Origin of the sequence: Rahnella inusitata, assembly GCF_018288855.1 — a bacterium.
Lineage (GTDB): Bacteria > Pseudomonadota > Gammaproteobacteria > Enterobacterales > Enterobacteriaceae > Rahnella > Rahnella inusitata.
Genome location: NZ_CP065024.1, coordinates 4,405,638 through 4,419,449 on the forward strand (window position 1 = coordinate 4,405,638; position 13,812 = coordinate 4,419,449).

Consider the following 13,812-nt stretch of genomic DNA (forward strand, 5'->3'; position numbering starts at 1 on the left):
GTTTTTACGCTGTCTGCCTCTATTAGCTAAAGCATAAGGCACAACAAGTCAATTTTTTTCTGATTTTACACCTTCAGCCATCGGCGGTACAAAATGAACAATCCGCTGCATTTAAAAATAATTCCAGCGCAATTCACAGGGATGAACGCATCTAGCGGAACATTACACTGCCTGAAAGAAAAAAGCCCTCACATCATGAGTTCAGCTTTTTTTCGATGTCATGCAGCAAAGTATGCAGCATGGCGGCATCCCGCTGCTCTAAAAGTCCGAGCCGCTGCTGCACCCAGTCGGCCAGTTTTTGGTCATCTTCTGCGCCGACATTTTGCAGTAACCGGCCCACTCTGGAACGCAACGCGTTTAGCTGCCCGGCCTCGGCATTTTCAGGACGCACGGCGGCAACCTGATTGAGTGATGACAGCTGATAGCAGAACACCATCACCGCCTGCCCCAGGTTCAATGAAGGATAATCCGCCACCATCGGCACGCCGGTCAGAATATCGGCCAGCTCCAGCTCTTCGTTGGTCAGCCCGGAATCTTCACGACCGAACACCAGCGCCGCATGATTCACCCAGTGGCTTTTCTCTTCAAGCTGCGTCAGCAATTGCGGAGGCGTGCAGTAGTAGTGGAAACGGGCGCGGCTGCGGGCCGTGGTCGCCACGGTGAAATCGATATCGACCAGCGCATCAGCCAGCGTCGCGAAATGCCGGGCATTTTGCAGGATTTCCTGCGAGCCGTGCGCGACCCAGCCGGCTTCAGGTTTGAGATGTGCTTCACTGTCGACGATACGCAAAGATGCGAAGCCCATGGTTTTCATGGCACGCGCCGCCGCCCCAACATTTTCAGGGCGCGCAGGGGAAACCAAAATAATATGAAGTTGCATGTCGTACCTTCGAAAAGAGTGAGAAAGAAATTGTCGTGTGTTGTTCAGCGATGAATTTTTATCCTGCGCCAGAACCTATTCAACGCTTATATTATTCACAAGAACTTAACAGCCGACCTAATATATTCATCCATTTTATCGGAAAACCTTAGCTGACAGGTAAAAAAGCGGCTGGCGCGGTTAAGCAAAGCTCATGTAAATTTAAATCAATGTTTTTCATAGGGATATATAATACCGCCCATGGTCATTTTCTCATTTATCTGCGCTTACTTCTGGATTTGCTGAATCGTGTACAATAATGGACGAAATGTGACTCAAGCGTGCATTCTTATAAGTGTTTTTCACGTTTCTGTTACCGTGCTACAATTGAACTTGATATATGTCAACAAATCGTAGTTTTGTTGGGTGGTAATTTCGGCACTCGCTGTTATATTGCTGTTAATAAGGTTAGGATGTGCGCCGCTTTAGGACCACGTGGAACTGCAGAAAGTGGAATCCCTGACCAAGCTTGCGATGTGGTTGCCGTTAATGGAAATTGCATCGAGAACGCATTTACGTACTTTAGTCATGTAACGAGTGAGATAGCCTGTAAGCTGTCGAATTTCATCGGGATAACAAGGACTTCTGTACTCCTATTTTCTATTTGTTGGCAATCTTAGGTAGCAATCATGCAGACCCCACATATTCTGATCGTCGAAGACGAGTTAGTGACACGTAATACGTTAAAGAGCATTTTCGAAGCCGAAGGCTACATGGTACATGAAGCCAATGATGGCGCAGAAATGCACCACATCCTGTCCGAAAATGACATCAATCTGGTGATCATGGACATCAACCTGCCAGGCAAAAATGGCCTGCTGCTGGCGCGCGAACTGCGTGAACAAGCCAGCGTAGCACTGATGTTCCTGACTGGCCGCGACAACGAAGTCGATAAAATTCTGGGCCTTGAAATCGGCGCTGATGATTACATCACCAAGCCATTCAACCCGCGTGAGCTGACTATCCGCGCTCGCAACCTGCTTTCCCGCACGATGAACCTGGGTACTACCGGTGAAGAACGTCGTCTGGTTGAAAGCTACAAATTCAATGGCTGGGAATTAGACATCAACAGCCGTTCACTGGTCAGCCCGCAGGGCGAGCAATACAAGTTACCGCGCAGTGAATTCCGCGCCATGCTGCACTTCTGCGAAAACCCTGGCAAGATCCAAACCCGTGGCGATCTGCTGAAGAAAATGACTGGCCGCGAACTGAAACCACATGACCGTACCGTGGACGTCACGATCCGCCGCATTCGTAAACACTTCGAAGCGACGCCTGATACGCCGGAAATCATCGCCACCATTCACGGCGAAGGCTACCGTTTCTGCGGCGATCTGGAAGACTGATCCCACCGACGCACGCAGAGGGTTGCCAACCGTTCTGTTGCAGAGTGAGTCAACGTGAAAGGCCAGCGAAAGCTGGCCTTTTCTTTTATGCGATATCTTGCAGGAAAAATACGCTGACTTACGGTGCCGGATGACCCCACGGAATGATCGGCACGGCACTCAGCGCGTTTTTCGGTGAGCCATCAACGACTTTGTCGGAATAGCTCAGGTAAATAAGTGCGTTACGTTTCTCATCATAAAAACGCACCACCTGGAGCTTTTTAAACACCAGAGACGTGCGTTTCTGAAATACGACCGTACCTTTGTCCTGGCCCTGCTTAATCTTATCGCTTAATTCGATAGGCCCAACCTGCTGGCAGGAAATCGCTGCGTCGGACGTATCTTCTGCCAGACCCAGCCCTCCCTTAATACCGCCGGTTTTTGCACGGCTGATATAACAGGTTACATTTTTAATATCAGGATCATCAAAGGCCTCAACCACGATTTTGTGATCCGGACCGAAGAGTTTGAAAACCGTATCCACCGATCCCACTTGCTCAGCATGGGCTGTGCCAGAACAAAAAACAAACATCCCAAAAACAAAAATCCAACACTTATTCATTAAGTTACTCCACGTCATGAACATGACGTTGTTTTTTAAAGAAACCCCATTCAGAAAGCGTGTATTCACACTTTTGGAATGAAATACTCTGTAACACCTGTAAATAGCACAGATAGCCAAAAAATTCTTAAGAAGTCTTATCAGTAAAAAGTTGCTATTATGCTGGCCATCATTCTGTGCATTTATCTTAGCTCAACGAGGACGATCTATGGATCAAGCAGGAATCATTCGTGACCTTCTTAGCTGGTTAGAAACCCATTTAGACCAGCCTTTGTCACTCGACAATGTCGCCGCCAAGGCGGGCTATTCCAAGTGGCACCTGCAGCGAATGTTTAAAGATGTCACTAATAATGCCATCGGTGCGTATATCCGTGCCCGTCGTCTCTCCAAAGCGGCTGTCGCACTGCGCCTGACCAGCCGCCCGATTTTAGATATTGCCCTTCAGTACCGTTTTGACTCGCAACAAACGTTTACCCGGGCTTTCAAAAAGCAGTTTGCACAGACTCCCGCACTGTATCGTCGTGCTGAAGACTGGCATTCCTTCGGCATTTGTCCGCCGATCCGCCTCGGTGCGTTTATTCTGCCGCAGCCTGAGTATATCTCACTGCCAGAACAACATCTGATTGGGATGACGCAGAGCTACGCCTGTACGCTGGAGCAAATTACCACGTACCGTAACGAAATGCGCCGTCACTTCTGGCGTCAGTACATTGGCGAAGCGAAAACGCTGCCGCCGATCTTGTACGGCCTGCACCATTCTCGTCCAAGCCAGGAAAAGGATGATGAGCAGGAAGTGATGTACACCACGGCGCTGGAACCGAATCATTTGCCGGAAAACGTCGAAGGTCAGCCGATTGTGTTGCAGGAAGGGGAATATGCCATGTTCCACTACCACGGCACGCCTGAGCATTTACAGGAATTCATTCTGACCTTGTACAGCACCTGTTTACCGACGCTGAAACTGACACGCAGAAAGGGACAGGACATCGAACGCTTCTACACTAATGGCCGCGCACCGGGTACGACGCCGACCGAAGTAGAGTGTGATTACCTGATCCCAATCCGCCGCTAATACCTTCGGGTATTAGCGCTGTAACTCGTCCAGTGCGGGCTGATCCAGATGTGAGATATCGCCCGCTGTTTCAACAATCCAGCCACTCGCCAGCCAGGCGCTTTCCTGATGATCGACCCGCGACAGCGAGCAGTTACGCAGGCGCAGACGACGCTCAGCATAAGCAGGCAACCCCAGGATCGTACTGATAAGACTGCCCAGCGCAATCCCGTGGCTCACCAGCAGAGGTTTACTGCCCGCGGGCAGTTCCAGACAACTGTCGAGCGCGGCGCGCATGCGCGTGGCCAGCTCGGTCATGGTTTCACCTTCGGGAATGCGTCCTTTTGGCGAACCGTCCACCATCTGCTTGCGCCAGACCTCTTCCTGCTCCGTCAGTCCATCCAGAATGCGCTCTTCGAGTACGCCCATATGCAGCTCGCGCAGGCGCGGTTCCTCGATCACTTCACAGCCGCAGGCATCAGCGATAATTTGCGCGGTGTGACGGGTACGCCCCAAATCACTGGTGATGACATGTGTGATCCCTTCTTTGCGCACACGCTCCGCCACCTGACGGGCCTGAAAAAGACCTTTTGCCGTTAAAGGGCTGTCTGACTGCCCCTGAATACGGCGCGCTGCGTTCCATTCTGTTTCGCCATGACGGACGAGATATACCTGTAACATGTGTGTTTTCCGTTATACTGCGTGAAATTTGCTAAAGGATGCTAAAACTCTATGTACCATGTTGTCGCTGCAACCACTAACCCGGCAAAGATCAAAGCTATCGCCATGGCTTTTGAAGATATTTTCGGCGCTGAGGCATTTCGCATCGAAGGCGTTGACGTCGATAGTGGTGTTCCCAATCAGCCCATCGGCAGCAACGAAACCCGCACCGGTGCACGTCACCGCGTGATCGGCGCACGTCAGGTTCGCCCGGAAGCTGACTTCTGGGTCGGCGTTGAAGCCGGTATCGAAGACAATATGACATTCGCATGGATGGTGATTGAAAACATGCACCAGCGCGGCGAATCCCGTTCAGCCAGCCTGATGTTACCTGAAATCATTTTACAGGGAATTAACCAGGGCAGTGAACTGGGTGATGAGATGGAAAAGCTGACGGGTATCGCAGAAGTGAAACGCAAAGGCGGTGCCATTGGCGTGTTTACAGCAGGAAAACTCACCCGCACCAGTGTTTATCATCAGGCACTGGTACTGGCGTTAGCGCCCTTCCATAATTCGGTGTATCAGATCCGAGCGCAAACTCACTAAATTTAAGCCCAAAACGGACGCATCAGTCGTCCGTTTTGTTTGTCGATGACGTGTCCGTCAACAGTTGCTCTCCCAGCCAGGCTTTCAGCGGTGCCGGTGCGGTCTTCAGACCGTTAGAACCGCGCGTGATCGTGGCAATCCCTGCACCTAACTGGCTTTTCAGCTCCCGCTGACTCATCTCTCCGCGCATCAGCTCCTGAATAATCCGCACCCGCGTACCCAGCGCCGCACGCTCGTCGGGCGTCAGAAGCAGTTGCAGCAAATCCTGATGCAAATTTTCAGCAAAAGATTGCTGTAGCAGTGCCAGAAAGCACTGCCAGTCCTCATTGCCTTGTTGGGAAAGAGCAGGGTCATTGAGCGGTCGTTGAGTCATGTTAGGCTGCCATACTATTGAACTAGTACAGCAGCTTAACATAGACAACCGGAGATCAGTAACGCCTCTGCCATTCGGCATCCGTCAAAATCTTGGCGGGTTGATGTAAAAAGTAACGATAAAACGCATCATATGCCAACACATTTTTAACATATCGGCGCGTTTCAGAGAAAGGGATACTCTCGATGAAAGCCACGGAATCCACTCTGCCCGCGCTGTTACCCAGCCAGGTGTTCACACGTGACGGACCGGCATTATAGGCAGCACTGGCCAAAATTCGGTTGCGGCCAAACATCTGATAGACATATTCCAGATAGCTGGTGCCGATGGTTATGTTCATCTGCGGATCGAGCAGCTGCGCCGGATTGCTGTAGCCCTGCAGGCTGAACATATCCACCGTATGCTGCGCGGTGGCAGGCATCACCTGCATCAGACCGGCTGCGCCCACCGGCGAGCGGGCTTTCGGATTCCACGCACTTTCCTGACGGGCAATCGCCATCGCATAGCTTTGGGTAATACCTTTGTCATTGGTTGCACGGCGGAATTCATCCGGCCACGCCAGCGGGAAACGCTCTTCCAGATAATCCCACAGCTTGCCGGTGATGGTCGCCTGCACACTCAGATCGGGCCATTTCTGCTCGAAAGCATAACGCGCCAGCGCCGACTGCTGTGTTTCACTGCGACTGCTCACCAGATAGCTCCACTCGGTGCGCGCCAGATTATCCATCTGCCAGTACATCAGCTCACGCACGCGTGCCACTTCCGGCAGCTTGCCGATGCTGGCATCCGGTTTGGCGGCGACAGAAATCTGCATCGGGTACGCGATATTCAGCTTTTGCGCGGCCGCCATCGGGTAGAAACCACGGCCTTTCATTAACGTTCGCAGCATCGCCTCGCCCTGCGATTTCTGACCTTTATCGATCATCACCGACGCACGCCAGTACTGCCATTCGTCTTCCTCCAAAGCCTCCGACGGCAAACGATCCAGCCACTGGCTTAATCCCTGACGATCGCCTGCGGCCAGCGCCATGCGGATACGACGTTCGACCAGCGTGGTGGAATGGCTGCGCAGAATCACGTTGTCGCGCCATGCCGCCTGTTCCGGGGTCACATCGCTACCCATATAGCGCCAGGCAACGGCTTCTTCCAGTTCCAGACGATCGCTGTCGCTCATTTTCTGCAAGCGCGCCAGCACCGGGATCATCGAGCGCGCATTTTCTGAATCATCGCGTGCGATGCGGGCGAATGTGATGCTGGTGGCATTACGGGTAAAATCGGTCGGCCCGACGCTGCGCGCAAAGCTTTCAATGGTGTTCGGGTTGTTTTGCAGATCCAGCAGCGCATCACGCATGGTCTGGTAATCCGGCGGCAGCTGTTTGGCGAGGAAATTCACCAGATTGGTATTCCCGGCTTTCATCGCCAGGCCAATTCGCTGCAACGTGGTCAGTGCGGTTTGGTTACCGGCTCCCTGCCAGACGCTGAACAGCTTGTCGCAGGCGTTCGGCAACGATGTGCCGGTGAGCCAGATGTCTTTTGCACCATCGAAGGCGGTTTTCTGATCGCCGGTCGCCCATTTGGCGTAATAGAAGTTACAACGCGCAGCGACCGGTTTCGGTGCCTGCGGGCTGAAGGAGAGTAAACTGTTCCAGTCCTGACGGTTCGCCAGCTCGTTCACGAAACGGGCAGGTAAAGAGCGCGCAGGCGGTAATGTCGGATTAGCTTTCACGAAAGCATTGATCTGAGCCGGCGTCGCTTCGCCCAAATTTTGCGTCAGCTGGCGGTACTCCAGATAAGGATAAAGCGGATAGTCTTCCAGCGTCGGCATCAGCTGACTGACGACGTCCATCTGGTTGCTGTCCCACGCCTGTTTAATCTGCATGTAGTGCTGACGCTGTGCGTCGAGGGAATCTGCCTTCGCCGCGCCCGACGCCGTCACCAGCAACACGCTCATTGCCAGCGAGTACCACTTGTCCACCTTGACCATACTTACCTTTATCCTCGCGGGTTGTCTTTCTTACTGCGCAGATTGCACAGGTATAACGCTACAGACGATCTGATTTTCATGTCGAAACTGTTCTGCGTACTGTAGACCTCGCCTACGCTAATCGATTCATTTTTAAAATTGAAGTAATGCCGCCGTGACATCACAAACTTTACACAGTGTGGTGCATACGTTGGATGCTTACCAGACATCCCGGGACGTTTTTACATTGGCTGCATAATGACCTTATTATTAACAGGTGAATTAAAATATTCTTAGGATTATTCGCGATAAAAGATAGCAACCTTACTATCACAATTATAATAGATGCACTGACAAACCTGATTTTTGTTTACGCTAATTTACTTAATTAATTACTTCCTAAACAAAGGTTAAATGAAAAGTTAAAAATACAGATAATCCTAATTTCTATAATTTATTGTTTTTAAAAGACAAAAATATTAAAAACCCACGTAACAAAGTATTTCTTAACTCAGATCAAAACCGCTTTCCCGTATTAAATTATCATCTCCCCCATATTGTAAAAGCGGCTTGATATTTCCCGCAATTACTCTGATGAATTAATAAATCTGCGACACTCTTTTAATCGCTTATGGAAAACGTTATGAATCCTTCATCACCTGTTGTGAAAACCAATGCCAGTCCTTCCTCTTCAACTTCGCCAGAAAACAAAACCTGGTATCAGCTGAGCGGTAAAGAAGCCATGCTACGTTTGGGCACAGACGAAAATGGTCTGAGCCCTCAGGACGCCACTCAGCGTCTGAATGAATATGGCCCAAATGCCCTGCCGGAAAAACAAACCAAAAGCGCGCTGATGCGTTTTCTGGCGCACTTTAATGATGTCCTGATTTATATCCTGCTGGCCGCGGCGGTTGTGACCGGCGCGATGGGACACTGGGTTGATACCTTTGTGATCCTGGGTGTGGCGGTCGTCAACGCGCTGATCGGCTTTTTGCAAGAAAACAGCGCAGAGAAGTCACTGAAAAGTATTCAGAATATGCTGTCAAGCCAGGCCGTCGTCCTGCGCGACGGACAAGTGCAAACGATCAATGCTGACCAGCTGGTGCCCGGTGATATCGTGCAGCTGCGTCCGGGCGACAAGATCCCGGCTGATCTGCGCATCATCAGCGCCCACAATCTGCAGGTCGAAGAAGCGATCCTGACCGGCGAATCCACCGTCGTCACCAAAAACGCCCACGTCATTGACGGCGAAGTGATGATTGGTGACCGCCACAATCTGCTGTTCTCCGGCACAATGATAAGCGGCGGAACCGCATCCGGTGTGGTTTACGCCACCGGTAAAGAAACTGAACTCGGCCACATCAACCAAATGATGTCTGAGATTAAGCCGCAGCGCACCCCGCTGTTGCAGCAAATCGATAAACTGGGCAAAGGCATTTTCGCCCTGATTTTACTGATGATGGCGTTCCTGTTCGTTTTCGCCTTCATCCTGCGTGATATGCCACTCGGCGAACTGCTGCTGTCGCTGATCAGTCTGGCGGTCGCCTCCGTACCGGAAGGTTTACCGGCGATTATCTCAATTATTCTGTCCCTGGGCGTCCAGTCGATGGCACGAAATCACGCCATCATCCGCAAGCTGCCGACCGTCGAAACCCTCGGATCCATGACCGTCATTTGCTCGGATAAAACCGGCACCCTGACGATGAATGAAATGACCGTCAAGGCCGTAATCCTGGCCGACCACGTCTACAACGTCGAAGGCGAAAGCTACCAGCCAAAAGGCCGTATTGTTGATGCCGTGACGCAGCAGCAGATCGATGTCATTAACACGCCGGTGCTCAACACCTTTATCACCGCCGTGGATATCTGTAACGACAGCCAGCTGATGCAGGACGACAAAGGCCACTGGGGCATCACTGGCGGACCAACCTCCGGCGCGCTGAAAGTGCTGGCGGCAAAATCAAACCTGAATACCGGCAAAATTGAGCCGCTGGACAAAATCCCGTTCGACTCCAAACACAAATACATGTCCACGCTGCAACGCATTAACGGCAAAACGCAGCTGTTTTTGACCGGCGCACCGGATGTGCTGTTCTCGCTGGCGAAATTTGAGCTGACTGAAGACGGCATCAAACCTTTCCGTCGTGAGTACTGGGAAGAGGAAATGGCGCGCTATGCCCGTCAGGGCCTGCGCATGGTCGCCGCAGCGTTCAAAGATGAGCCTCAAATTAACGGCGATTTGCACCATGACGATTTGCAGGACGGTCTGATTTTCGCCGGTATCGCCGGAATGATGGATCCGCCGCGTCCGGAAGCGATTGATGCGATTGCCCAGTGCCAGCAGGCCGGGATCCGCGTCAAAATGATCACCGGTGACCATCAGGAAACCGCAATGGCTATCGGCAAAATGCTGGGTATCGGCAACAGCGGCGATTCCATCACCGGCTACCAGCTGGAGCACATGGACGACGCAGAACTGGCGGTCGCCGCCAGCCAGTACGACATCTTCGCCCGCACCAGTCCTGAGCATAAACTGCGTCTGGTGAAAGCCTTGCAGGACACCGGCGAAGTTGTCGGCATGACCGGCGACGGTGTGAACGATGCGCCTGCGCTGAAACAGGCCGACGTCGGCATCGCAATGGGCATCAAAGGCACTGAAGTCACCAAAGAAGCGGCTGATATGGTACTGACTGATGACAACTTCGCGACCATCGCCAGCGCAGTGAAAGAAGGGCGTCGTGTTTATGACAACCTGAAGAAAACCATCCTGTTTATTCTGCCAACTAACCTCGCGCAGGGCCTGCTGATTATTCTGGCAATTCTGGCCGGTGCGGTGATCCCGCTGACGCCGGTGCAGATCCTCTGGATGAACATGGCCACCTCGACCACGCTTTCCTTCGGTCTGGCCTTCGAGCCGGCAGAGAAAGGCATGATGCGTCGCCGTCCGCGCGCACCGGGTCAACATGTTCTCGACCTGTACTCGGTCTGGCGTATCGCGTTCGTCGGTATCCTGATTGCCTGCAGCGCCTTTATCCTTGAAGCCTGGATGCAGCCGCGCGGCTACAGCAGCGACCTTATCCGCACCGTGCTGTTGCAGACGCTGGTCACCGCGCAGTGGGTCTACATGTTTAACTGTCGCGTAATGGACCGTTTCCCGCTGACCCGCGAAGTGTTCGTCAACAAAGGTCTGTGGGTGGTCTCCGCCGTGTTGCTGGTGTTGCAGCTGGCGATTATTTATCTGCCGGTGATGAACAGCCTGTTCGGCACCGTGCCAATGCCACTGAAATTCTGGGGTATTACGCTGGTGGTCGGGGCGATGATTTTCGTCATCGTCGAAATGGAGAAATGGCTGGTGAACCGCTTTATCCGCAAGAAAGTCTGACGTTTACGCAAACTGCCGGGCTATGTTCTGTAGCCCGGTTTTTTTTCTCAAAAATATGACAAATTCTGAAACATTACGGTCACACAGGCTCATTTCGTCTCAAATTTCTCACAAAACATCCCAAAGCCCGCACAACTGATTTACATCAACCCGCCCCCGACTTATTACTCTGCCCAAGGGTATTCCCGCACACAGTTTTTTCAGTATTGCCGCTTACCGGCAATTTTCAGGGTACGCCCCACAGATTCAAAGCCGGTCACATAACAACGAGCTCTTTCTGCACCAGCAGATTCAGGGAGCCAAAAATAGGTAACGCATGATGTCATCGCTCATTGTAGATAAATGCTATTACACGCAACTGGCATTGCAGTCGCTATTGCAACTGAACGGACAACACCAGAAAGATATTCTTTCGCTTAAGGACATCAGCGAGCTGCAAACCGCCTGCAAGTCACTCACACCTGAAATCATCTTTGTAAATGAAGACTGCTTTATGTCGGATGTGCGGTCGGGGCAGGCGCTGAAAGCCGTCATCAATGCCCGTCCCGATACGCTGTTTTTTGTGTTCATTTCCAAAGATAACCTCAACTATCAGAACTATGTGCCAATCCGGCGCAACGTGATCATTGTGTCGAAATCGATCCGCACCACGACGATTTACCAGCTGATCGCCCATAACCTGCAACTCTCCCGCGCGATCGAAATCGGCGTGCCGTTAGATCTTACGCCGGTCAGCCTGAGCCGCACCGAGTTCAGCATTCTGAAAATGTGGATGTCAGGTCTGGATACGCAGAACATTTCGCAGCATCTGAATATCAAGCAAAAGACCGTGGCCTCGCACAAAGGCAATATCAAACGCAAAGTCAAAACCCAAAATAAACAGGCGATTTATCATGTTGTTAAACTCACTGACATCCTGACTTCCGGCATGTTTGTTGGCCGCCCCCGCCCGCTGCGCCCTGCCAGTGAATCCGGGGAAATCATGGGTTCCTGTTGGTGAAAAACGTTAAGCCTCCCCCTTCTCCGGTAACATTCTCGCCTTACTGTGAAGCTGATGGTTGGGAACACGACTGAAACACGCTAAACTTGCCGGTCGGAACCCTTATCAGTCATGCCGCAGTCAGGCGGGGCTGGCTTATTTCGCCGCAGCGCCCGTTGGATCAGGAACTCTGGTCTGGCACACACGCGCGGTCCGCAGAGAAAGAGGCTCAAAACAACGTGGCTCAATACGTATATTCCATGCACCGCCTCGGCAAAGTTGTTCCGCCGAAGCGTCATATTCTTAAGAACATCTCCCTGAGTTTCTTCCCTGGCGCCAAAATCGGTGTTCTGGGTCTGAATGGCTCAGGTAAATCTACGCTGCTGCGCATCATGGCGGGTATTGATACCGACATCGAAGGTGAAGCGCGCCCACAACCGGATCTTAAAATCGGCTATCTGCCGCAGGAACCGCAGCTGAACATGGAACACACCGTGCGTGAGTCCGTGGAAGAAGCCGTTTCCGAAGTCGTTGGCGCGTTAAAACGTCTCGATGAGGTCTATACACTGTATGCCGATCCTGACGCTGATTTCGACAAACTGGCCGCCGAACAGGGCCGTCTGGAAGAGATCATTCAGGCGCATGACGGCCACAACCTTAACAGCCAGCTGGAACGCGCCGCCGATGCGCTGCGTCTGGCCGACTGGGACGCGAAAGTCGCGACCCTCTCAGGGGGCGAACGCCGCCGTGTGGCACTGTGCCGCCTGTTGCTGGAAAAACCAGACATGCTGCTTCTCGACGAACCTACCAACCACCTGGATGCAGAATCCGTGGCATGGCTGGAACGTTTCCTGCACGATTTCGAAGGCACCGTTGTGGCGATCACCCATGACCGTTACTTCCTCGATAACGTAGCCGGATGGATCCTGGAGCTTGACCGCGGTGAAGGTATTCCGTGGGAAGGTAACTATTCCAGCTGGCTGGAACAGAAAGATGAACGTCTGGCGCAGGAAGCTTCTTCTGAAGCGGCTCGTCGTAAATCTATCGAGAAAGAGCTGGAATGGGTACGTCAGGGCGCAAAAGGCCGTCAGTCTAAAGGCAAGGCCCGTCTGGCACGCTTTGAAGAACTGAACAGCACCGAATACCAGAAACGTAACGAAACCAACGAACTGTTCATTCCACCGGGTCCACGCCTTGGCGACAAAGTCGTTGAAGTGAAAAACCTGAGCAAGTCTTACGGCGACCGTGTGCTGATCGATGATTTATCCTTCACCGTGCCAAAAGGCGCGATTGTCGGGATCATCGGTCCGAACGGCGCGGGTAAATCCACGCTGTTCCGCATGATGTCAGGTCAGGAAGCACCGAACGCCGGTACCATCGAGCTGGGTGATACGGTGAAACTGGCGTCCGTCGATCAGTTCCGTGATTCCATGGACAACAGCAAAACCGTGTGGGAAGAAGTGTCCGGTGGTCAGGACATCATGCGCGTCGGTACCACTGAAATGCCAAGCCGCGCCTACGTTGGCCGCTTTAACTTCAAAGGTGTTGATCAGGGCAAACGCGTTGGCGAACTGTCCGGTGGTGAGCGTGGTCGTCTGCATCTGGCTAAACTGCTGCAGGTTGGCGGTAACATGTTGCTGCTCGATGAACCGACCAACGACCTGGATATCGAAACCCTCCGCGCGCTGGAAAACGCCTTGCTGGAATTCCCAGGCTGCGCCATGGTCATTTCCCATGACCGCTGGTTCCTCGACCGCATCGCGACCCACATCCTCGATTATCAGGATGAAGGCAAAGTGGAATTCTTCGAAGGTAACTTCACCGAATACGAAGAATACAAAAAACGGACTTTAGGTGCCGAAGCGTTAGAGCCAAAACGCATCAAGTACAAGAAAATCATCAAGTAATCTTCTTACTTATGCTTTTCAGCGA

At 52.3% G+C, this 13,812-nt stretch carries 11 protein-coding genes; 6 read left to right on the forward strand and 5 right to left on the reverse strand.

All coding sequences use genetic code 11. The annotated features are described in order from the left end of the window. Nucleotides 1–193: 193 nt before the first annotated feature. On the reverse strand, nt 194–880 hold the full coding sequence (locus I2123_RS20570) for a tRNA/rRNA methyltransferase (protein WP_112168193.1): 687 nt from the start codon (nt 878–880) through the stop codon (nt 194–196). A 668-nt stretch (nt 881–1,548) separates the two neighbouring features. On the opposite strand from I2123_RS20570, the gene arcA reads away from it, so the two are divergent. Further along, entirely contained in the window at nt 1,549–2,265 is a 717-nt protein-coding gene (gene arcA, locus I2123_RS20575; RefSeq protein WP_112168192.1) for a two-component system response regulator ArcA, read from the forward strand. Nucleotides 2,266–2,383: 118 nt separating this feature from the next. Here arcA and creA read toward each other — a convergent pair whose 3' ends face one another. Further along, a complete protein-coding gene (gene creA / locus I2123_RS20580; RefSeq protein WP_112168191.1) occupies nt 2,384–2,866 on the reverse strand; it encodes a protein CreA in 483 nt (160 codons plus the stop codon). 208 nt (nt 2,867–3,074) lie between these two features. Between creA and robA the strand changes: the two genes are divergently transcribed. Then, nucleotides 3,075–3,938, forward strand: coding sequence for an MDR efflux pump AcrAB transcriptional activator RobA (gene robA / locus I2123_RS20585; RefSeq protein WP_112168190.1), 864 nt, complete (start codon nt 3,075–3,077; stop codon nt 3,936–3,938). A gap of 12 nt (nt 3,939–3,950) precedes the next feature. On the opposite strand, the gene gpmB is transcribed toward robA, so the two are convergent. Next, on the reverse strand, nt 3,951–4,598 hold the full coding sequence (gene gpmB / locus I2123_RS20590) for a 2,3-diphosphoglycerate-dependent phosphoglycerate mutase GpmB (RefSeq protein ID WP_112168189.1): 648 nt from the start codon (nt 4,596–4,598) through the stop codon (nt 3,951–3,953). Between the two features lie 51 nt (nt 4,599–4,649). Between gpmB and yjjX the strand changes: the two genes are divergently transcribed. Then, the gene (gene yjjX / locus I2123_RS20595) at nt 4,650–5,183 is read left to right on the forward strand and encodes an inosine/xanthosine triphosphatase (protein WP_112168188.1); all 534 of its coding nucleotides are present in this window, start codon (nt 4,650–4,652) and stop codon (nt 5,181–5,183) included. Between the two features lie 22 nt (nt 5,184–5,205). Here the strand turns inward: yjjX and trpR are convergent, their stop codons facing one another. Both trpR and sltY read right to left on the reverse strand, forming a co-directional pair. Continuing rightward, nucleotides 5,206–5,556, reverse strand: coding sequence for a trp operon repressor (gene trpR, locus I2123_RS20600; protein WP_112168187.1), 351 nt, complete (start codon nt 5,554–5,556; stop codon nt 5,206–5,208). 55 nt (nt 5,557–5,611) lie between these two features. After that, entirely contained in the window at nt 5,612–7,531 is a 1,920-nt protein-coding gene (gene sltY, locus I2123_RS20605) for a murein transglycosylase (RefSeq protein WP_213052583.1), read from the reverse strand. Nucleotides 7,532–8,162: 631 nt separating this feature from the next. On the opposite strand from sltY, the gene I2123_RS20610 reads away from it, so the two are divergent. The 3 genes from I2123_RS20610 to ettA all read left to right on the forward strand — a co-directional run bounded on the left by I2123_RS20610 (nt 8,163) and on the right by ettA (nt 13,787). Continuing rightward, nucleotides 8,163–10,901 carry a cation-transporting P-type ATPase gene (locus I2123_RS20610; RefSeq protein ID WP_112168185.1) on the forward strand — a complete coding sequence of 913 codons (2,739 nt, stop codon included), beginning with the start codon at nt 8,163–8,165 and terminating at the stop codon, nt 10,899–10,901. A 316-nt stretch (nt 10,902–11,217) separates the two neighbouring features. After that, a complete protein-coding gene (gene rcsA / locus I2123_RS20615) occupies nt 11,218–11,901 on the forward strand; it encodes a transcriptional regulator RcsA (RefSeq protein WP_244207756.1) in 684 nt (227 codons plus the stop codon). A gap of 218 nt (nt 11,902–12,119) precedes the next feature. Then, complete coding sequence (gene ettA / locus I2123_RS20620) at nt 12,120–13,787, forward strand: energy-dependent translational throttle protein EttA (protein WP_213051401.1); 1,668 nt, start codon at nt 12,120–12,122, stop codon at nt 13,785–13,787. Nucleotides 13,788–13,812 lie beyond the last annotated feature (25 nt).